Origin of the sequence: Amycolatopsis eburnea, from assembly GCF_003937945.1 — a bacterium.
In the GTDB taxonomy this organism is placed as follows: Bacteria; Actinomycetota; Actinomycetes; order Mycobacteriales; family Pseudonocardiaceae; genus Amycolatopsis; species Amycolatopsis eburnea.
In genome coordinates this window covers 1-21,476 of the sequence record NZ_RSEC01000014.1, presented here as the reverse complement: position 1 = coordinate 21,476, position 21,476 = coordinate 1, and the positions used below count along the sequence as shown (strand labels likewise).

13 protein-coding genes are annotated in these 21,476 nt (G+C 70.9%); 3 read left to right on the top strand and 10 right to left on the bottom strand.

Annotated elements, in window-relative coordinates:
- Nucleotides 1-27 precede the first annotated feature (27 nt).
- From EIY87_RS03375 to EIY87_RS03365, 3 genes are all read right to left on the bottom strand, one after another.
- Entirely contained in the window at nt 28-882 is an 855-nt protein-coding gene (locus EIY87_RS03375) for a GNAT family N-acetyltransferase (protein WP_086860021.1), read from the bottom strand.
- A gap of 94 nt (nt 883-976) precedes the next feature.
- Nucleotides 977-1,369 carry a VOC family protein gene (locus tag EIY87_RS03370; protein WP_125306166.1) on the bottom strand — a complete coding sequence of 131 codons (393 nt, stop codon included), beginning with the start codon at nt 1,367-1,369 and terminating at the stop codon, nt 977-979.
- Nucleotide 1,370: 1 nt separating this feature from the next.
- Nucleotides 1,371-2,171, bottom strand: a complete 801-nt coding sequence (locus EIY87_RS03365) for a helix-turn-helix domain-containing protein (protein WP_191983932.1) — start codon at nt 2,169-2,171, stop codon at nt 1,371-1,373.
- An 82-nt stretch (nt 2,172-2,253) separates the two neighbouring features.
- Between EIY87_RS03365 and EIY87_RS03360 the strand changes: the two genes are divergently transcribed.
- A complete protein-coding gene (locus EIY87_RS03360) occupies nt 2,254-2,508 on the top strand; it encodes a hypothetical protein (protein WP_086860025.1) in 255 nt (84 codons plus the stop codon).
- A 68-nt stretch (nt 2,509-2,576) separates the two neighbouring features.
- Here EIY87_RS03360 and ispG read toward each other — a convergent pair whose 3' ends face one another.
- The 3 genes from ispG to dxr all read right to left on the bottom strand — a co-directional run bounded on the left by ispG (nt 2,577) and on the right by dxr (nt 6,269).
- The gene (gene ispG, locus EIY87_RS03355; RefSeq protein WP_191983931.1) at nt 2,577-3,728 is read right to left on the bottom strand and encodes a flavodoxin-dependent (E)-4-hydroxy-3-methylbut-2-enyl-diphosphate synthase; all 1,152 of its coding nucleotides are present in this window, start codon (nt 3,726-3,728) and stop codon (nt 2,577-2,579) included.
- Between the two features lie 114 nt (nt 3,729-3,842).
- The gene (locus EIY87_RS03350) at nt 3,843-5,063 is read right to left on the bottom strand and encodes a M50 family metallopeptidase (RefSeq protein ID WP_125306165.1); all 1,221 of its coding nucleotides are present in this window, start codon (nt 5,061-5,063) and stop codon (nt 3,843-3,845) included.
- Nucleotides 5,064-5,066: 3 nt separating this feature from the next.
- Nucleotides 5,067-6,269 (bottom strand): 1-deoxy-D-xylulose-5-phosphate reductoisomerase, encoded by a 1,203-nt coding sequence (gene dxr, locus EIY87_RS03345; protein WP_125306164.1) that lies wholly within the window; start codon nt 6,267-6,269, stop codon nt 5,067-5,069.
- A gap of 212 nt (nt 6,270-6,481) precedes the next feature.
- Between dxr and EIY87_RS03340 the strand changes: the two genes are divergently transcribed.
- Nucleotides 6,482-6,739 carry a DUF2631 domain-containing protein gene (locus EIY87_RS03340; RefSeq protein ID WP_125306163.1) on the top strand — a complete coding sequence of 86 codons (258 nt, stop codon included), beginning with the start codon at nt 6,482-6,484 and terminating at the stop codon, nt 6,737-6,739.
- Between the two features lie 26 nt (nt 6,740-6,765).
- Nucleotides 6,766-7,425: a peptidylprolyl isomerase gene (locus EIY87_RS03335; RefSeq protein ID WP_125306162.1), complete on the top strand. Its 660-nt coding sequence runs from the start codon at nt 6,766-6,768 to the stop codon at nt 7,423-7,425.
- A gap of 9 nt (nt 7,426-7,434) precedes the next feature.
- Here the strand turns inward: EIY87_RS03335 and EIY87_RS03330 are convergent, their stop codons facing one another.
- From EIY87_RS03330 to EIY87_RS03315, 4 genes are all read right to left on the bottom strand, one after another.
- Complete coding sequence (locus tag EIY87_RS03330) at nt 7,435-7,887, bottom strand: SUKH-3 domain-containing protein (protein WP_125306161.1); 453 nt, start codon at nt 7,885-7,887, stop codon at nt 7,435-7,437.
- Nucleotides 7,875-17,030 carry an RHS repeat-associated core domain-containing protein gene (locus EIY87_RS03325; RefSeq protein WP_125306160.1) on the bottom strand — a complete coding sequence of 3,052 codons (9,156 nt, stop codon included), beginning with the start codon at nt 17,028-17,030 and terminating at the stop codon, nt 7,875-7,877. The genes EIY87_RS03330 and EIY87_RS03325 overlap by 13 nt, the downstream gene beginning before the upstream one ends.
- Before the next feature lie 100 nt (nt 17,031-17,130).
- Complete coding sequence (locus tag EIY87_RS03320; protein ID WP_125306159.1) at nt 17,131-19,068, bottom strand: tachylectin-related carbohydrate-binding protein; 1,938 nt, start codon at nt 19,066-19,068, stop codon at nt 17,131-17,133.
- A gap of 311 nt (nt 19,069-19,379) precedes the next feature.
- Nucleotides 19,380-21,149: an MFS transporter gene (locus EIY87_RS03315; protein WP_125306158.1), complete on the bottom strand. Its 1,770-nt coding sequence runs from the start codon at nt 21,147-21,149 to the stop codon at nt 19,380-19,382.
- Nucleotides 21,150-21,476: the final 327 nt, after the last annotated feature.

Below are 21,476 nucleotides of genomic sequence, written 5' to 3'. Positions count from 1 at the left end.
GGCTGAAACGCGGCCACGGAAGAGTGACTAGAAGAGCACCGTCGCGTACTGGCCGACCTGCTGGAACCCGATCTTGCGGTAGGCCGCGAGGGCGGGGGTGTTGAACGCGTTGACGTAGAGGCTCGCGGTGCGGCCCAGGCCGCGGACGAGCCGGTTGACCACGGCGGCCGTGCCGGCGGTGCCGAGCCCGCTCCCCCGGCGTTCAGGGTGCACCCAGACGCCCTGGATCTGCCCGACGGTCGCCGACATGGCGCCGATCTCGGCCTTGAAGACGACTTCGCCGTTTTCGAACCGGGCGAACGCGCGCCCGGCGCCGATCAGCTCCGTGACGCGGGCGCGGTAGCTGGCGCCGCCGTCACCGCTGCGCGGGTCGACGCCGACCTCCTCGATGAACATCGCGACGGCCGCGGGCAGGTACCGCTCGAGTTCGTCCGGCCGGACCGGGCGCACGAGGGGGTCGGCGGCCACCAGCGGCGTGCTGTCGAGTGCCATCAGCGGCTGGTCGTCGCGGACCTCGCGGGCCGGGCCCCACTCGTCCTCGAGCTCGTCCCAGAGCCCGAGGACCTGCTCGGCCGGGCCGACGAGCGACGAGCACGTGCGTTGCCGGCGCAGCGCGCGGTCGGCGAAGGACCGCAACGCGGGCGCGTTGCCGCGCAAGGGGATCAGGTTCGGCCCGGAAAAGCACAGCCCTTGGAGCCGCCCGGCACGAACCGGGCGGCTGTCGGCGGCCCAAAGCTCACCACCGAGCCGCCACGGATCGAGACCGGCAGCCTCGACCCGGGCGCTGACCATGCAGCTGCCCACCGGGTCGGCGGCGAGAGCCGCACGCACCGCCGGATAGTCCCGATCATCGAGCAGCCGTGCACCTGCAAGCCGCAACACGGGCTCCAGGGTGCCAGATTCCGCGGGTAAACGGAACGCGAGGCCGTCGACACGCTGAGATGAACGCCCGGAGCGGATGCAGTGGTGGACGGCGTCAGGGCGCGCCGCGGTAGGTGCCGATCGTCCAGGAGTTGCCCTCCGGGTCACGCAGGCTGAACGTGTGCGAGCCGTACTCGGTGTCGGTCAGCCCGGCCGTGATCTCCGCGCCGGCGGCCCGCACGCGCGCGTGGATCTCGTCCACCCGGTCCGACACCACGTACACCGCGCCCGTGCCCGGCTTCATCGCGTCGTGGACGCCGTCCGGCGGGCGGACGCTGCCCAGCATCACCGCGCCGCCCTCGGGCCAGCGCAGCTCGGCGTGCGCGATCAGGTCGCCTTCGGGCACCACCAGTGCCTCGGTGAAGCCCAGGACGTCGACGAGGAACCGGACCGCGGCCGGGGCGTCGTCGTACCGGAGGGCGGGCCAGACGTTCGGTTCAGGAGTCATGTCACGAGTCTTGCCCGGCGGCCTCCTCCTGGTCTTGGAGGAACGGGAGCTCCTCGGCGATCCACGTGCCCGGCGTGCACCCGGCCAGCGCGCGCCACTCGTTGGTCAGGTGCGCCTGGTCGTAGTAGCCGCACTCGACCGCCAGCGCGGCCAGGTCCGCGCGGCCCCGGCGCAGCAGCCGCGCGGCCCGCTCGAACCGCAGGACCCGCGCCGCCTGCTTCGGCGCCAGGCCCAGCTCCGCGCGGAACCGCTCGCCCAGGTGCCGCCGGCTCCAGCCGACCTCGCCGGCGAGGTCGGCGACGCGCACCTGCCCGTCGGCGCCCCGCATCCGGCGCCACGCCTCGCCCAGCTCGGGCGGCGGCGCCACCGGCTCGACGGCCCGCGCGGCCAGGACGTCGTCGAGCAGCGCGAACCGCTCCGCCCACGTGGGCAGCTCCCGCAGCCGGTCGGGCAGCGAGCCGAGGCCGAACGCGGCGAGGTCGGCCACCTCGCCGCTCAGCTCCGCCGCCGTGACGCCGAAGAGCGTGCGCACGCCCAGCGGGTCGAGCTCCAGCTGCAGCCCCTCCTGCACGCGGTCCTGCCGGATCAGCACCGCGCTCGTGTGCAGCCCGCCGACCAGCGCGCGCAGGCTGTGGCCGGCCATCCGCACCGGCCCGGCGAGGCTGATGACCAGGGTCACGTGCCGGGACGGCAGCCCGCGGTGGACCGGCAGCGTCACCTCGCTCTGCGCGTACCCGACGTAGCGCGTGACCAGGGGCCGCACCACCGGGTGCGGCTGGTGAATGGCCCAGGTCACGTTCACGAATGCCAGCGTAAACGTCACCACCGACAGTTCCGGGTCTGATAACACGGAGGGGCGTCCCCGCCGCGGAAGGAACCACCCGATGACGATCCAGGAACAGGCCCAGCAGCTGGAGCTGCTCGCCGACCAGGTGCCCACCGGCATCGCGCTCGCGACCAAGAGCGACCTCGAAGACCTGCAGGCCCAGGTGCTCGGGCTGCTCGGGGAGACGACCACCGCGACCGCGATCCAGGGCGCCATCCAGCTGGCTTCGCAGCAGATCGACGAGGTCGCCGCCGCGCTGGAGAACGTCCGCCTGCAGATCCGCGACGCCGCGCAGCACCACCTGCAGGGCTGAAAACGCCGTGAAGGCCTCCTTACCGGTCATAAAAGCCGGTAAGGAGGCCTTCACGGCACTTCGGAAGCTCAGCCCGCGGTGACGACCGGGGCGCCCTCGCCGAGGCTTTCGCCCGACTCTTCGGCGATGCGCATGGCCTCTTCGATGAGCGTCTCGACGATCGCGTGCTCGGGCACGGTCTTGATGACCTCGCCCTTGACGAAGATCTGGCCCTTGCCGTTGCCGGACGCGACGCCCAGGTCGGCCTCGCGGGCCTCGCCCGGGCCGTTGACGACGCAGCCCATGACGGCCACGCGCAGCGGGATCTCCATGCCCTCGAGCCCGGCGGTGACCTGCTCGGCCAGCGTGTAGACGTCCACCTGCGCGCGCCCGCACGACGGGCAGGACACGATCTCCAGCTTGCGCGGCCGCAGGTTCAGCGACTGCAGGATCTGGGTGCCGACCTTGACCTCTTCGACCGGCGGCGCGGACAGCGAGACGCGGATGGTGTCGCCGATGCCCTGGCGCAGCAGCGCGCCGAACGCGACGGCCGACTTGATGGTGCCCTGGAACGCCGGCCCGGCTTCGGTGACGCCGAGGTGCAGCGGGTAGTCGCACTGCTCGGCCAGGATCTCGTACGCGCGCACCATGACCACGGGGTCGTTGTGCTTCACCGAGATCTTGATGTCGTGGAAGTCGTGCTCGGCGAACAGCGACGCCTCCCAGAGCGCCGACTCCGCGAGCGCTTCCGGCGTCGCCTTGCCGTACTTGTCCATGATCCGCTTGTCCAGCGAACCCGCGTTGACGCCGATCCGGATCGGCGTGCCGTGGTCCTTCGCGGCCTGCGCGATCTCCTTGACCTGGTCGTCGAACTTCCGGATGTTGCCCGGGTTCACGCGCACCGCCGCGCAGCCGGCCTCGATCGCCGCGAAGACGTACTTCGGCTGGAAGTGGATGTCGGCGATCACCGGGATCTGCGACTTCTTCGCGATCGCGGGCAGCGCCTCGGCGTCGTCGGCCGACGGGCACGCGACGCGGACGATGTCGCAGCCCGCCGCGGTGAGCTCGGCGATCTGCTGCAGGGTCGCGTTGACGTCGGAGGTGAGCGTCGTCGTCATCGACTGGACGGAGATCGGGAAGTCGCTGCCGACGCCGACCGGGCCCACCTGGAGCTGGCGGGTCTTGCGGCGCTCGGAGAGGACGGGCGGGGGCAGGGCGGGCATACCGAGTGCGACGGTCACGGTTTCCAGCGTACCTACCCCGACCGGGCCACCTTCACCATGTCAACCGTCACGGTGAGCAGCATTACGGCGGGTGTGAACCGCCGGGGAGGGGCCGCAACCCCTCCGTGGCGGCTACTGCCCGATCCGAATCGGGTTGACGATGTCCGCTGTCACCGTGAGTAGCGTCACCGCGCCCCCGATGAGCACCAGGACCATCGTGATCCCGGACAACCGCGTGTAGTCGACGGGCCCGCCCGCCGCCTTGCCCCGCTTGGCGCGGATCCAGTCGCGGACGCGCTCGTACCAGACCACCGCGATGTGCCCGCCGTCGAGCGGCAGCAGCGGCAGCAGGTTGAACACGCCGATGAAGAAGTTCAGGCTGGCCAGCAGGAAGAAGAACAGGATCCAGATGCCGTGCTCGACCGCTTCGCCGCCGAGCCGGCTCGCGCCGACGACGCTCACCGGGGTGTTCGGGTCGCGCTCGCCGCCGAAGATCGCGGTGACCACGGCGGGGATGCGCTGGGGGAACTCGACGAGCCGCTGGGCCGTCTCGGCGAACATCGTGCCGGTGAAGCCGAACGTGGCACCGACCGCGGCGACCGGGCCGTACTGGATGGTCTTCGCGGCGTCCTGCGGCGAGGCGCCGATCATCCCGACCTCTTTGACTCCTTCGCCGGTCCAGCGCTGCACCTTCGGCACGTCGACGGTGAGCGTCAGCCGCTGCTCGCCGCGCTGCACCTCGAACGCGGTCGGGCCGCTGGTGGCCTGGACCGTGGTGAGCATCTCGTCCCAGCTCGCGATCGGCTTCCCGCCGACGGACAGGACCTTGTCGCCCGGCTGCAGCCCGGCCGTCTTCGCCGGGGTCAGCGCGCCCGGCGCGCACGTGGGGTTCTTCGCCTGCTCCTTGGCCTGCGCTTCGGTCGTGATCGACTGGGCGCACGACGTCGCCGACAGCACCGCGGGGGCCGGGGTGAGGTTCGGCAGGCCCATCGTCACGGCCATCAGGTAGAGCACCACGAAGCCGAGGATGAAGTGGGTGACCGACCCCGCCGACATCACGACGGTGCGCTTCCAGGTCTTGAACCGCCACATCGCGCGCGGCGCCTCGTCCGGGGTGACCTCGTCCAGCGCGGTCATGCCGGCGATGTCGCAGAACCCGCCGAGCGGGATCCACTTCAGGCCGTACTCGGTTTCGCCGCGGCGCCAGGAGAACACCGTGGGCCCGAAGCCCACGAAGTACCGGCGGACCTTCATGCCGAAGGCCTTCGCGGTGACCATGTGCCCGGCCTCGTGCAGCGCGACCGAGACGCAGATCCCCAGCGCGAACAGCACCACACCGATGATGTAGGACACCCGCTACTTCCCCTCGATGATCGAACCGGCCCGCGCGCGAGCCCAGCGCTCGGCGGCGAGAACGTCGTCGACGTCGCGCGGTTCGCGACGCCACTCGTCGGCGGCTCCCACCACCTCGGAAACAGTGTCCACTATCGACGTGAAGCTGGTGTTCTGCGCCAGGAAAGCGGACACGAGCTCCTCGTTCGCCGCGTTGTAGACGGCGGGCAGGCAGCCGCCGGCGGTGCCGCAGTGGCGGGCCAGCTCGACGGCCGGGAAGGCGTCGTCGTCCAGCGGCTCGAACGTCCAGGTCGCGGCCTTGTCCCAGGTGCACGCCGGCGCGGCGTCGGGCACCCGGTCCGGCCAGTGCAGCGCGAGCGCGATCGGCAGCCGCATGTCGGGCGGGCTGGCCTGGGCGATCGTCGAGCCGTCGGTGAAGGTCACCATCGAGTGCACGATCGACTGCGGGTGCACGGTGACGTCGATCCTTTCGGGCGCGATGTCGAACAGGAGCGCCGCCTCGATCAGCTCCAGGCCCTTGTTGACCAGGGTGGCGGAGTTGATCGTGATGAGCGGGCCCATCGACCACGTCGGGTGCGCCATCGCCTGTTCGACGGTGACCCCGGCCAGCTCGGCGCGCTTGCGGCCGCGGAACGGGCCGCCGGAGGCGGTGAGCACGAGCCGGGCCACCTCGTCCTTGCGCCCGGCGCGCAGGGCCTGGGCGATGGCGGAGTGCTCGGAGTCGACGGGCACCAGCTGGCCGGGCTTGGCCGCGGCGAGCACCAGCGGCCCGCCGGCGATCAGCGACTCCTTGTTGGCCAGCGCGAGGGTGGCGCCGGTGGCGAGCGCCTTGAGCGTCGGCTCGAGGCCGCGCGAGCCCGGGAGGGCGTTGAGGACGGTGTCGACCTCGACGGCGTCGATCAGCTCGGTCACGGCGTCGGAGCCCGCGAACAGCCGCGGCAGCTTGAACTCGCCACGGGCGTAACCGCGCTTCTGCGCCTCGGCGTACAGCGCGAGCTGCACGTCTTCGGCGGCCGTCGCCCTGGTCACGGCGACGGCCTCGACCCCGTGGGCGAGCGCCTGCGCGGCGAGCGCGGCCGGATCCGCCCCGCCCGCGGCGATCCCGGCCACCCGGAACAGGTGCGGGTTGCGGGCCGCGACGTCGAGGGCCTGCACACCGATGGACCCGGTCGAGCCGAGCACGAGAACGCTTCGCGAGGTAGTCATCGCGGGTCATTGTCGCGCGGGCCGTGTCCGCGGCGCACCCGGAGGTTCCCCGGGGCGAGGCCGGTGGGGTTCCCGGGCGCTCTCGGAGGTCCGCGGCGCCGCTCGTCGCCGTCGCGACGGGTGTCCAGCGCCACGCGGGCCGTGTCCGCGGCGCACCCGGAGGTGTGGGATCATCGGCGCGTACGAGGTTCACGGGTCTTGAGGAGTTCATCGTGGCAGGCAAGGCGGTCGAGAAGAGGCGGCCCGAGGTCGACCCCCGCGACGAGCCGTCCGCGGCCTGGGGCTGGCACGGCACGTTCCCGAAGGCCACCCGCATCGCCGGCTGGGTCAGCGCGATCATCCTGCTGGTGATGATCAAGGGCAACCACGAGAACAACACCGAGAACGTGTGGCTCGTCGGCCTGTCGCTCGGCCTGATCCTGCTGCTCGTGCTGGACATCCGCAAGCGCCGCACGGCCTGGCGCAAGTAGTCCGTTTTTCGCTAACGTCTCCGGCCATGAAGCTGCGCTGGGGTTTGGCCGTCGTCGCAGTCCTGGGTGCGTTGGTGGTCCCCGCCACCCCGGCGGCGGCTTCCGCACCGGTGGTCCCGTGCACGTTCACGCCCACCCCGGAGAACCCGGCGGCCCGCCCGGTGGTGCGCCCGCTGCCGTTCGCGCTGACGCGCGGGACCGTGGACGTGACGTTCCGGTTCAACTACGGGCCGGTGACCGTCCGGTTGAACCGGGCCGGAGCCGCGCCGTGCGCGGTGCACAACATGGTTTCGCTGATCGCCCAGCGGTTCTACGACCGGTCGCAGTGCTGGCGGCTTTCGAACTCTTCCCGGTTGGGTGTGCTGCAGTGCGGGGACATCTACGAGGTCGAGAAGGGCGGGCCGGGGTACAAGTTCCCGGACGAGGTGACCGGAACCGAGACTTACCCCCGTGGGACCGTCGCGATGGGGAACCAGGGGCCGGGGACGAACGGGTCGGAGTTCTTCATCGTGCATTCGTTCGCGAACATCCCGGCGAATTACTCAGTGCTGGGGACTGTGGTGCGGGGAATGTCGGCCATTGATCGCATGGTGGCGGACGGGATCATCCCGACCGATCCCGACGGGCCGCTGGACGGGGCACCGGCCAAGCCGGTGAAGATCCAGCGGGCCACGGTCGGGCGCTGAGAACGGCCTTCAGGCAAGCTCGTCGGGTTTGACGCCCAAGATGAGGTTCTCCAACGCCGCATCGCCGATTCCGAAAGTGGCGACCCAGGTCTCCACCAAGAGGATCTCACCGAGCTCGGAAATACCGAGGAAGAACCGGCCCCCGTCGAGTTCCCCGATGGGGAACAAGGATTTGCCGAGCCTCGCGCCCCATCCGGCGAACCGGCCTTCCTCGCCGTGCAGGTCCCACGGGTTGAACTCGAACGGCTCCCGCGCGGACGAAACCCCCGGTCCAGAGATCTTCACCTTGAGACCGCCGAACTCACCGAGGAATCCTTCGGCGGCGGCGTGCATGTGCACTTCTCCCGTCGCTTCCAGCTGGTTGCGCCAGGCCGTCGTGTCGACACGACGGCCCGGCTCCCAGCCGGCGGCGCGGAGATCGTGCTCAGTCTGCTGCGAAAACCTCGCCATCAGGGCGTCCACCACTCCAAACCTTCGGTGACGAAGTTCAAACCGAAGTAATCGGCAAGCACTCTACAACTGTCGCACGGGCCCAGGGGCTGGTTGTGCTTCGGGTGCCCGGCGTTGTTCCTGATGTTGAAAGCAGCAGCGTCGGCGCCGACGGGATCCAGCCCTTGGTCCAAAGCGTCGCTGAGGCAATAGACGAGACCGCACTTGCCATGCCCCCTACCCCGCAGATCGAGCGGAATCGAGTCCAGCACGAACTGGACGGTGGAGTTGACCGCGGGCAGATTGCTCCCGCGGACACTCGTGTGCGTCAGCACTTCGCCCGTCAGCAGGCGGATGCCCTCGGCTACCCCCGGCCGGTCTTCGTCGGGCCGGATGGGTGCGTTCTTGTCCGCGAGCCCGCGAACCTCCCCGATCAAGGGGTCACACAGGTAGTTCGTTCTCCTGGTCCCGCCGTTGAAGTCGTCGCGCAGGACGCCGCCACCGCAGTTGTCCCAGGCCGAAACCTGGGTCGGCAGCAACGGGGATGGGACCGGCGGGTCCACGTCGTGGACGACCGGGTTCTTCGGGTCCAGGATCTGTTCGACGAAGCCCTGGTAAATGCTCACCAGGTCCTGCAGGTCTCCGAGCAACCCCGCGACCACACCCGCCGGAAGGTCCGGGTCCGACGAGACCCCACCGCCGCCGTAGTACGGGTTTTTCGCGCCGTCCGGGATCGGGTCGGCGACGGTGCGGGCCTTCTCGTTCTGGTCGATCCGCGCCTGGATGCCCGGCGGCGGGGGCGGGGGCGGCGGCGGGCACCAGCAGCCCCGCGGCGGCGGCGAGCAAGCCCTGCAGCCGCCCGGCTGCGGTGGGTTGCCCGGTTGCGTACCCGCGTCCGGGTTCCAGGACGGGTTCCAGTCGCGGTCGCTGGACGGGTCCACCCAGTAGCTGCCACCGCCCGAATTGAAGTACCGGACGGACCCCCTGGTCGCCGTGCCGACGGACGTCTTCTGGATCTGGAACAGGAAGCCGTAGGGCAGGAACCCGAGGAAGTCGTTGAGCGGGTCGGAACTCACCCTGGTGCCGCGGACGCCCGGCAGGTTCGGCGTCGGCTTGGGAATCCGGAAGTGACCGTCCGGATCGACGTGATCGACCGGGGCGCCCCCGCCGTAGACGTACCGGTTCGCCATGCCGGACGGCGTCACGGGCAAGTCGATGTCGTCACGGGCGCTGAACGTGCCCGTGCCCGGCGTGTACCAGCGGGCGCCCATGTCGACCGCGCCGGTGGCCGGGTCCGTGTAGTCCGACTGGAAGCCCAGCGGCGACGTCGTCCCCGACTGCGCCACCTTCGCTCCGAAAGGGTCGAAGGTCGCCGATCCGGTCAGCGCGCCCGTCGGGGACAACCCGCCGATGACGTCGGCGTGCTGGTCCGTGACCGCGAGCTGGCCGGTCCCACCCATGCCCTGGGCCTGCAGGTCGCCCTGCGTTCCCCGCGCGAAGGTCGACGTGCCGTCCGAGGTCAGGTCCAGCGACGTGCCGTCGTACGACAAGGTCTGGTCGTTCCGCGACGACGCCCGATCGAGACCGTCGTACGCGTAGGTGACCGAGCCCTGCTTCACCGCCCGGTCGAACGCGTCGAACTCCGACGTCGTCGTCCCGGCCGGGCCTGTCCGGGCGTTCAACGTGCCCCGCGCGCTCCACGTCAGCGTGTCCGTGCCGTCCGTGAGCTGCCGGTTGCGCTCGTCGAACGTGGCCGTGCGGTCACCCGCCTGTACGCGGTTGCCCGAGGCGTCCCACGTGTACGACGTCGTCTTGCCGCCGACGGTCCACGACGTCAGGCGGCCCGCCTGGTCGTAGCCGTACGTGTTGTCGCCGGCTCCGGCCACACCGGTCGTCTTTTTGCCGGTGAGGCGGTCGTCGAGGTCGTAGCTGTAGGCGAGCGCCGCGAGGGAAACGCCGCCGGCGGCCTTCAGCTCGTCGCTCGTCTGGCGGCCGAAGTCGTCGTAGCCGTAGGTGCGAAAACGGCCGCTGCCGTAGTCGATCGACGCGAGGTTGCCCGCGTCGTCGTAACCGAGCGTCTGCTTGACTCCGGTCAGGCCGTCCTGCTGGGTCGACAGGCGTCCCTGCTGGTAGGTGAACACCGCCGTGCCCGCGCCGTCGACGCGCTGGGTCAGCCGGCCCGACCCGTCGTAGGAGTACGCCGACGTGCCCGACAGCGGTCCCGTGCTGGTGAGCAGGTCACCGCGGTCGTCGTAGGTGAACGTCTTCTCGCCGCTGGGCGCGTTCACCGCCAGCAGGCGCCCCGCCGGGTCGAACCGCTGGACGCGGTCCGGGGTCGGCTGGGCCGCGCCGGTGCCGGTTTCCAGCGTCAGCCGCCCCAGCGCGTCGAACGTCCGCTGCCGGACCACGCCGCCCGGTGCCTGGACGCGCTCCGGGCGGCCGGCGAGGTCGTACGAGGTCGTCCACGTGCGGTCCGCGGCGGCCGGGTGGGCCGCCGTGGCCGGTTCGAGCACCGACTCGGGCAGGCCCAGCGCGTTGTACGTCTCGATCGTGCTGTTGCCGCGGCCGTCGGTCGAGCGCGTCCGGTTCCCCGCCGCGTCGTAGCCGAACGATGTGGTGATCGACGTCGTGTCGGTGGTCGGTTCCTGCTGCCGGACCAGCAGGCCGCGGGAGTCGTAGTCGAACCGGGTGGTGCGACCCAGTGCGTCCGACGCGGTGACCTTGTTGCTGTCCGCGTCGTAGCCGACCGAGCTCTTGCGCAGCACGCGTTCGGCCGGGTCGAGGCTGTAGAACCCGGTCGCGCGGCCCGCCGGGTCGTAGCTGACGTAGCCGGTGCGGCCGTGACCGTCGGACTGGCGCACCTGGCGCCCGGCGAAGTCGTAGCCGAACCGCGAGACGACGCCCGCCGGGTCCGTGGTGGTGGTCCGCTGCCCGAGCACGTCGTACTCGTTCTTCGTCAGCTCACCGGTCGGCGCCGTCGACGACACGAGGTTGCCGGCGTCGTCGTAGCGGAGCTTCGTGGTGTACGCGGCGGGTGCCGGACGGCGCTCGAGCCGGGTCGCCGTGACCTGCCGCCCGAGGTCGTCGTAGGTCGCTTCCACCCGCGAACCGGTCGGGTCCGTGGTCGAGAGCAGCTCGCCCTCGGTCGTGTAGCCGTAGCTCCACACCCCGCCGGGCTGGTCGCCTGCCGCCGGGTCCGGGTCGGTGCGCTCGACCGGGCGGCCGAGCTGGTCGTACCGGTAGCGGGTGACGGCGCCGGCCGGGTCCGTGACGTTCAGCAGGTTGCCGAGCGCGTCGTACTGCCGGGTCGTGGCGGCCTTCGCCGCGGTGGTCTCCCCCGGTTTGCGGTAGTCCGGCGACGCCACCTTCACGATCCGGCCGTCCCGGTCGTAGGTGATCGTCCCGACGTTGCCGTTCGGGTCCTTCGTTTCGGTCTGGTTCCCGAAGGTGTCGTAGCCGCCGACGACCTCCGGCCGCACCTGCGCGGCCGCCGCTCCCCCGGACTCGGCCGCGACGAGCGGCTGCGTGGTCCGGATGAGCCGGCCGAGCTTGTCGTAGGCCAGGTTCGTCGTGAACGCGACCGGATCGGCGCCGCGGGCGTTGCCGCGTGGCGCGGTGACCGCGGTCGTCAGGCCGCGCTCGTCGTACTGGTAGGTCGTGGTCAGCTTTTCGGTCGCGCTCTTGGTCACCGACCGGCTGGTCTGCCTGCCCGCCGTGTCGTAGCCGTACTCGACGGTCTCGCGGTTACCGAGGTCGAGCCGGGTGCTGTTCGAGCTCTGTCCGGTATGGACGGTCTTGACGACGTCCCCGCCGGGGCCGTACGTCCACTCGGTCCGGTTCGCCAGCCCCGCCGGGTCGGTGGTTTCCGCCGTCCCGCGGCCCGCGGCGTCGTACTCGAACGTCGTGACGCGGCCGCCGGGCTCGGTCAGCTTGGTCTTCTGGCCCGCGGCGTCGTAGGCGTACTCCTGCAACGTGACGTCGCGCTTGGGCGCCGCCGGGTTGAAGGGGTCGCGCACGTCGTGGGCGACGACCTTCCAGACCTTCCCGTCGCCGAAGTACCGGTAGCGGGTGGTGCGTCCCATCGAGGCGGTTTCCCGCACCCGCCGTCCCGCGAGGTCGTAGGCGTAGGACGCGAGGACCAGGGTCGGTGCCGAAGTCGTGTCGCCGGCACCGTCGGTGTCGCCTGCCCCGCTCGCCGGGTCGACCGCCTGGCCGTTCCAGGCCCGCAGCCGGACTTCGGCCAGCGCGTTGCGCGCGGTGTAGCCGTACTCGTACTTGTTGCCGCCGGCGTCGACCATCCAGACGCGGTTGCCGAAGGGGTCGTAGCCGGAGGAGGTGACCCCGCCCTCCGGGTCCACAACCCGGCTCGCGCGGCCGAAGTCGTCGTAGTCGGTCGTCGTGACCCGGGCGGTGTCCCCGCCGGTCAGGTCCTTCTCCTCAGTGCGCACGACGTTGCCGTCGGCGTCGTAGCCGGTGAGCGTCTGCGCGGTGTGCGTGACCCCGGTGATCGCGTTGACCACGCCGGGACCGGTCACGGCGGTCTGGTGCGACCGCGAGTCGTAGGCGTAGGTCGTCGTCACCCCGGCCGGGTCCGAGGCGCTGCTTCGGGTCTCCGTCTTCTTGCGGCCGAAGACGTCGTACGTGTACGCCGTCGTCAGGCCCGCCGGGTCGGTGACCTTCGCCAGGTCCCCGTTCTTGTAGTAGGCGTACGTCGTGACGCCGTTGCGCGGGTCCGTGGTCTGCAGCAGCAGGCCCGCCGGGACGTTGCCGCCGCCCGCCGCCGCTTCCGTGCCGGTCGCGTACTGGTGGCGGGTGACGCCGCCGTCCGGGGTGGTCTCCGTGGCCAGCAGACCCCGGACGCCCAGGTCCGTGTACGTGTACGTCGTCGCGTACGCCGGGTCGTCCGCGTTCGCCGAACGGGCGTCGCGGGTGGACAGGAGCTTGTCGTTGCGCGGGTCCGTCACGTCGGCCGCGTTGAGGTAGTACGTCGAGTACGACGTCTGGCAGTCGCCCGGGGCCACGCGGCACGTCTTGCGCGCGAGCACGTTGCCGCGCTCGTCGTTGGTCAGGACGACGGTGTTGCCGAGCTCGTCGCCGATCGTGGTCTGGAAGCCCTTGTCGTCGTAGTCGTAGGTGCGGACGCCCTGGCCGTTGACCGGGCCGCCGACCCACGTGCCGTCGCCGCCGACCGGGCCGCCGCAGTACGACGGGTCGGCCGGGTCCTGGGGTGCCGACGGGTCACAGGTCGGGTTCTCCGGCGGCAGCGGGTTGCCGTCGCCGTCGCGGCGGTCCTCCGGACGGATGCCTTGGCCCAGCGGGGCGATGTAGCGCAGGATGCGGCCGCGCACCGGGTCGTAGTCGTAGAAGTGCGGGCGGTCGCCCGGATCCGTGACCTGCGTCGTGCGCACGAGGTTGGTCTCGGTTCCGGTCACGACCGGCTTCCCGAGGCGCCAGTGCCCGCCGTTGCGGTCGACGACCTCGGTGAGGCGGTCGGCCGCGGTGTCGTAGCTCAGCTGCGCGGCGACGCGGCCGCTCGGCAGCGTGATCTTCGTGAGTGAGCTGGCCGCTGCGCGCGCCTGGTAGTGCGCGGCCGCGGTCGTGGGGCCGACGGCGTACTCGTAGAACGCCGCTTCGGCGATCTGCCCGGAGAAGAACCGGCGCGCGTCCGTGCCCCAGCCCGGCCACGCCGACGGCGGAACCGTGTACGCCGCGCCGATCTGGTTGTACACGACGTCGTCGTGCGCGATCTCGCCCTGCGCGGTGCCGACCGCCTTGCCGTCGAGGTAAAGGGTCTGGGTCGCGAGGGCGCCGGAAAGCACCACGTGGTGCCACGCGTTGTCGTTGACCGTCGCCGCCGACGTGATCGGGGCCGCGCCGCCGTTCCAGAACTGGCCGCGCAGCTTGCCGTCCGTGCCGACGTACAGCACCGGCACCGCGCCGGTGGGCGTGCCGCTGATCGGCGCCTTCTGGTAGCCGAAGAGCGGACCGCCCGCCGTGGTCTTGAACCACATCTCGATCGCGAGGTCGCGGTTCTTGCGCACGGTGCCGTCCGGCAGCGTCACCACCGACGACGTGCCGTTGAACGTCGCCGCGGTGCCGGTGCCGGCCAGCGGGCCCGGCTGGCCGAGCGCGACGTCCTTGTAGGTCCCGGCGTCCTTGCCGAGCTTGAGCCCGTTTTCGCTGGCGGCCGAGGTGCCGGACGTCTCGCCGAAGCGCCAGAACGACGACGGGCGGGCGTCGACGACGGAGCTGCGGTAGTGCGAACCCGTGGTGTAGTCGTAGCCGGTGCAGCCGTTGTCGGGATCGCACACCTTCGTCAGGCGGTCGCCGTCGTAGGTGTAGGTCCAGGTGAGCTGCTTGCCGTCGATCGGGTCGGTGCTCACCGACGTGACGTGGTTGCCGGTCCACTTGAAGTACAGGATCCGGTCGCTGGTCAGGCTGATCGCCCGGCTGAGGTGCTCGGGTGTGCCGTAGTCCAGCTGGACGTGGTGCCCGGCCTGGTCGTAGATCTCGATCAGCCGGCCGTCGGGGCGGAAGCGGTACAGCGCGGCCGCTTTGTCGTTCAGCACCCAGCCGCCACCCGCGGCTTCCGGTTCGATCCGGAAGTTCGCCTGCCTGCCGGGCGGCGGCGCGAACGTGCCGTCGCTGTTGCGGCCGAACCGGACCTGCTGGCCGTCCGGGTAGGTGATGACGACGTTGCCCGAACCGTCGTTGTCGGGCAGGACGCGCATGTCGTAGCGGGTCGACCAGCCGGCGCCGAAGGCGAGGTCGGTGCGCGGGTCGAGGCTGTTGTAGGTGCGGGCGACGGTCAGTTCCGGCCCGGTCACCTGCAGCGCGGCGTCGACCGCGCTGGAGAAGTAGTTCCCGGTCTGCGGGTCGAAGTCGCGCTGCGCGCCGCTGTAGGGCGCGTTCGCCAGGTGCGACGTGATCTCCGGCTGCGGGACCGCCGTCAGGAGGTGGCTCGGCGTGAGCTTCTCGCTCTCCGAGTTCCCGTCGTAGGCGAAGACGCGCCACTGGTAGTCCTTGCTCCAGCGCAGCGCGCCCGTCGGAACCGTCCACGTCCGCTTGGTCACGTACCCGGAGTCCACACAGGACACCCCGGTCAGCGTGCCGTCCGGCTTGGCGACGTACTTTTCGCAGACTTCGAAGCGGTACTTGAGGGTCGAGGACACCGGGGCGTCGACGTCGACCGCGTCGGCCCACAGCTGCGGGGTGAGCGTGGGCGCGGAGAAGCCGTTCGGCGGGTACTGCGCCTTGACGATCGGCGGGACGTCGAACACGGTCATCGACAGGCGCGTCGGCGGGATCTGCTCGTCGGTGAACCAGGCACCGCCGCGGCGCAGCATGCTGAAGTCGAACAGGTACTGGCCGGGCTCGATGGCCTTGATGGTGGCGTCGAGCGTCACCGAGGCACCGCGCGGCACGTCGTTCGGCAGAGACGCGGCTTCGACCGCCCCGACCGGCGCGCCGGCCGCGGTGAAGACGCGGTAGCCGAGCGCGAAGTCCGCCGCGGTCCAGGTGCCGGCGCCGCGGTTGGTGACGGTGATCTTGACCTTGCCGGCCTGCGTGCGCGTCACCGGAGGCTGGGGAACCCCGCGGTCGACGCGGTATTCGGCGTCGTAGGCGGTGTGCGTGACGAACAGGCGCGGCGGGTTCGCCGTCCGGTTGCCGGTGAACTTCTTCCAGCCGTAGGGGTCGGTTTCCGACGCGCGGACCGCGAGGCCGTAGTTGGCCTGCGCGCCGGTCACCCAGCGCTGCACGAGGTCGCGGCCGGCGGTGCCGAGCGGGATCAGCTCGGTCGCCGACGGGCAGCTCGACGCGTGCTGCTGGAGGCCGATGTACCCGTGTGCGAAGGATTCCTGCGCGAGCGCGGGACCGAAGGCGGGGCCGGGGAAGCCGGACGCGGTGTTCCACGGCGCGGTGACCCCGTGCACGGTGACCGGACGCGGCTGGCAGGACCACGACCAGGTGCTCTTCAGCGTGAGCTGGGCACCGAGGATCTTGTGGTCGCGCAGCCGGCTTTCCACGCCGCTGAAGGACAGGTAGCTCGCGGCCTTGACCGACCCGGTCGTGCCGATCCGCAGCTCGGTCGAGCCGTCGAGCCGGGAACCGCCCTGGAACACCGCGCCGCCGTCGGACGCGGTGGTCTCGACGCTGGGGTCGACCTCCACCGGGTAGACGCGCGCGGAGTCCTTGAGCCAGTCCGGGTCCAGCTTGACGCGGAGCACGAACGCGCCGGCGTTTTCGAGCAGTTCGTAGGTCACGCCCTCGGACCGGGCGGGGTCGCCGGTCGCGGGATCACGCCGGGAGTCGGTCATGAACCCGGCCGGGATCCGGGCGCGCTCGGCCCCGGACGCGTCGGTGAGGGAGATCCGCCCGTCCACAAGGGACGGCCGAAGCCCCTTCAGCCGCAACGGGAAGTCCCACGTCGTCGCGGTTTCCGGCGAGTTCAGGACGAGCGTTTCCTTGACGCCGCCGGGCACCACGTCGAGCCGGAGGTCGGCACCGGGCCGCACGCCCGGGTAGACGATGCGGCTGCCGGAGACGGCACCGGTCGTCGGCACGGCACCGCCCACGCCGTAGCCGAATTCGTGCTCGCCGTCCAAGGTGACGTGGACGAGGTCGGTTCCACCGGCCTTCGCGGCGAAGGTGAGCCGCTCGGCGTCGGCCGCGTTGGACCAGCCGGTGCCGGCGGGGACGATGGTCGTGTCGATCGGCTGGTAGCTGCCGTCCGGCGCGCGGAAGTTGATCGGTTCCTGGCCGAACTCCGTGGTGAGCGTGCCATCGGTGTTGGCGTAGGTCTTGTCCGTGGCGGTGCGCCGGTCCGGCAGCTCCCGGCTGGTCTTCTCGTCGAACCCGGTCACGTGCGCGGGCGCGCTCCGGACCTGCACGGCGTTCGCGGCGACCTTCGCCTCACCGGCGGCGACCGCCGGGTACTTCGACTGCAGCGACTTCGGGCCGGCGGTGTTGGCCGGGCCCGCCGGGTCGTCCCCCGGTTCCCCCGCCGTCCCCGCCAGCTGCTTCGGCGCGAGCGCCATCGCCTGCTGGAGGAGGTTCGCGCCGGCGTCCGGCCCGGCCGGGATGGCGGGTCCGACGACTCCCGCCGTCAGCGCGACGACGAGGACCAGCAACCCGGCCCGGCCGGCGTGCCCGGTCTTGCGACGTGGAGAAAACATGGGGAATCCCGCCTCATCGGTCGAACGACTGCACGGCAAGGGGACAGCCGGGCGGGCCCCGGACCACGTCGGGGCCCGCCCGCCCGTCGGGCGAACTGCGTCAGAGAGCCGGCTTCGGCAGCGGACCGCCGGTGAACACCGTCGCCGGGTTCGCGCTGCGCGCGACCGCGGTCGTGACCGGGAGCCCCGACCCGAAGGCGTAGGTGACGCCGTCGCTGTCCCGGTAGGTCACCACCACGCCACCGGCCGCGAGCCCGGTGAACGAGGGGTCCGTGGCGGACTGGTAAGCCGCGCCGGTCCGGGAGTCGACCAGCTTCTGCCAGGCCTGGTAGCCGGTGCTGCCGGGCGCGTTCTGCTGGGTCACGTACACGTAGCCGTCGGTGCCGCGGACGGCCACGTGGACCACACCGCCGCTGTCGACGGCGGCGGCCGGCGAACCCTGCGCGGTGACGCCGGCCAGCGGCTGCCAGGTGCCGGTGAAGCCCGCCGCCTGCTCGCGCTGGGTGACGACCACGCCGTCCGGCTGGACGGCGAAGGCTTCGAGGGTGTTGTCCGGGTTCGCCGTCGCGGCGAGCTTGCCGGTCCAGCCGGTGCCGGGCACGGCGCTCCAGGCGCTGAGCGTGCCGTCGAGGTAGGTCGCCTTGGTGTAGGTGCCGCTGGTGGTGCGGGCGACCAGGTCGATCCCGTCGGCCTGGGCGACGGCGGTGAGGTCCGCGGTCAGCCCCGACGAGGGCAGGACCCGCCACGGCAGGAACTGCTTGGTGTTCGCGTCCTGCGGGCGGGCCAGGAGGCGGCCCGCGCTGTCCACGGCGAACGCCGTGCCGGTGCCCGAACGCTGGACGAGAACGGCCGCGCCGGGCGTCCAGCCGCCGAACCCGCTCGCGGCGGGCCAGGTCGTGGTGGCTGCGGCCTGGGTGCTGCTGCGGGTCTCGCTGTCCTGGCCCAGCGCCGTCACCAGCAGGCTGTCGTCGGCGGCCCGGAGCGCGCTCGGGGTGCCGGTGTACTCCTGGTAGCCCGGGACCACGGAGAAGTCCACGACGGTGATGTCCGTCGAGCGCTGGCGCCCGTGGATGAGCCTGCCGAAGCCGTCGACGTAGAAGTGCTGGAGCTTGCCGCCGGTGCCTTCGACGACGGCGCTCGGGGCGTCGGCGACGACCGGGACCGCGGGCCGCGTCGGCAGGCCGGGATCGACCAGCTTGCAGTCGTCGGTCGTGACGCTCAGCTGGTAGTCCGTGCCGATCGTGCCGATCACCTTCCAGCCCAGCCAGCTGCCGCCGCCCAGGTAGCGGTACCACTTGATCTGCCCGGTGTTCTTGTCCAGCGCGTAGAGCACGTCACCGCCGGCCGAGGCGATCTGGGCGTAGTTCTGCCAGCCGCCGCTGCCGACCAGCCGGGCGTACTCGAGCCACCGCTGGCTGACCGGGTCGTACTGGAACCGGTAGAGGTTGCCGCCGGGGGTGCGGGCGTAGAACACGCCGGCGCCCGCGCCGACGATCATGTCGTACTTGGTCAGGGTCCAGCCCGTGTCGATCAGCCGGCTGGTCCAGACCTTCGTCGTCTCGTCGTAGCGGAGCCACGCGAGGATGTTGTCGTGCGACCAGTAGAAGTCACCGGTCGCGTCGACGGTGATCCGGTTGCGCTGCGAAGCCAGGGTCACGCCGTTCCAGCCGGTCGCGATGATCTGCCCGGTGCCGCCGTTCTCCCAGCCGGTGGCCAGCCGCCGCTGGCGCAGGACGCTGCCGTTGTCGGAGATGAGGTACATCCGGCCGTCGGGGCCGGCGAGCGTCTTGCCCGCCCACGTGTAGCCGATCGTCGCGCGTCCCGTCCAGGAGACGGCGCCGGTCTCGGGCTCGTTGTGGCGGTCGAGGTCGAGGTGGGTGTCGGGGAGGGTGTAGAAGACACCGGCGCTGGCGCGGCAGGTGATCGTGTCGGCCGCGGCGGCCACGTTCGCGCCGGTCACGCTCACCGCACCGGTGAGGGCGACGGTCAAAGCGCAGCCGAGGACGGCGGATCTCCGGGCGAAGGGTCTCTGGCGCATGGACTACCCCTTGTCGTGAAAGCGTTTTCGAGCAGCGCGAAAGAAGCCCGGCGGCGTGCCGGGCAGCGGGTCGGCGGTCGGTGCGGGGCCCGGGATTCGGGCAGATTCCCCCCGGTGCGCGGCACCTCCCATGCCGCGCGGCGACGAGCTCGCCCTCCCGCGAGCCATTCGATCTCCCCATCCGATCTTCGTGCGGAGGCGTTACCCGTTCCCGGGTGATTGCCCCGTTCGGCCCACGACCGAGGTAGGGAAACGGAAACGGGCCGGGTGCCACCGCGAGGGTGGCACCCGGCCCGTTTTCCGTGCGCTTGCTAGCGTTCGCTCGACGGCGACACCAGTTCGCTCGGCCCGCCGCCGGATTCGCCGGCCACCGCCGCCAGCTCTTCGCCGACCGATTCGCGGTCCTTCGGGCGGGCGTCCTTCGTCAGCAGCGAAGCCACCGCGCCGATCAAGCAGACCGCGATCGCGAAGCCGAACGCCACCGCCAGGCCGGACTGGAACGGGCCCGAGATCAGGTTCGGGAAGAAGCTGCGGCCGGTCAGGAACGACGCCTGGTCCGGCGGCAGGGACGCGAGCTGGCCGCCCAGGAGCTGCTGGATCGGGTTGTAGCCCAGGAACGCCGCGAACAGCACCGCCACCGCCGGCAGGTTCGCCACCTGGGAGGCCGCCGCGTCCGGGACGCCGTGGGAGACCAGGCCGTCGTGCATCGTGGCCGGGAGGCTGCTCGAGAGGCCCGAGATGATCAGGCTGAAGAAGAAGCCGATCGACAGGACCATCGCGGCGTTCTGGAACGTCGTCATCATGCCCGCCCCGGAGCCGCGCGCGTCGGCCGGGAGGCTGTTCATCACCTCGGCGCGGTTGGGCGAGGAGAACATGCCCATGCCGATGCCGTTGATCAGCAGGATCGCCGCGAACGCCCAGTAGTTGAAGTTCACCGGCAGGATGATCAGCAGCAGGAACGTGATCGCCGTGATGAGCAGGCCGCCGGAGGCCAGCAGGCGGCTGCCGATGCGGTCGGCGAGGATGCCCGACGTCGGCGCGGCCACCAGGAACCCGATCGTCATGGGGAGCATGTAGATGCCCGCCCACAACGGCGTCTGCTCGAACGTGTAGCCGTGCTGCGGCAGCCAGATGCCCTGCAGCCAGATGATGAGGATGAACTGCAGGCCGCCGCGGCCGAGCGACGCCGTCAGGTTCGCGATGTTGCCCCAGGTGAACGACCGGATCTTGAACAGCGACAGCCGGAACAGCGGGTTGTCCACCTTGGTCTCGATGACCACGAACGCGACGAGCACCGCGACGCCGCCGATCAGGCAGCTGAGCACCATCGGGCTGGTCCAGCCGGTCTGGGACGTGCCGTGGGGCTGGATGCCGTAGGTGATGCCGACCAGCACCGCGATCAGGCCGACGGCGAAGGTGATGTTGCCCCACCAGTCCATCCGCGCGTGCTTGCGGACGCCGGTGTCGTGCAGCTTGAGGTACGCCCAGATCGTGCCGATCACGCCGAACGGCACCGAGACGAGGAAGATCAGGTTCCAGTCGACCGGCGCGAGCACCCCGCCGACGACCAGGCCGAGGAACGAGCCGGCGATGGCCGCGACGCCGTTCATGCCGAGCGCGAGCCCGCGCTGGTTGGCCGGGAAGGCGTCGGTGAGGATCGCCGAGGAGTTCGCCATCAGGAAGGCGCCGCCGACGCCCTGCACGATCCGCCAGCCGATCAGCCACAACGCGGCCGCGTCGCCGCCGAACCACGTGATGGCCAGCATGATCGAAGAAACGGTGAAGACGGCGAACCCGAGGTTGTACATCCTCGCGCGGCCGTACATGTCGCCGAGCCTGCCGAAGCTCACCACCAGGACCGCGGTGACCACGAGGAAGCCCATGATCATCCACAGCAGGTAGCTGGTGTTGGCCGGTTCCAGGGGGTTGATCCCGATGCCCTTGAAGATGTCGGGGAGCGCGATCAGCACGATCGAGGAGTTGATCGTGGCGATCAGCATGCCCAGCGTCGTGTTGGACAGCGCGATCCACTTGTACCGCGGCCCCAGTTCCGCGATCGAATACGTCCGGCGTTCCGCCACTGTGCAACCCTTCTGCTCGCCAGTCCCTTAGCTAGGCTAAGCAAGTTGCTTGCGTATGGCAACCAAGTGGGCGAAACGCATGGGAGAGCATGATCACAGTGGCTTGACTGTCCTTTGTGGATCCTTTACCGACGCCGGGTCCCAGGTGTCTTGAACGAGTCATTCAGGTCACCGGAGGTCTTGATCGCGGCAAAGTCGGGCAGCACGGCCGATCCGCCCCTCCGCAAATGTCATGAAAGGGTCGTTCACCTCGCCAGACGACATGAACGACAGAGAGGATGGGGGTGAGCACCTCCCGCCAGGGTCTGACCCTATGAACGACTGACC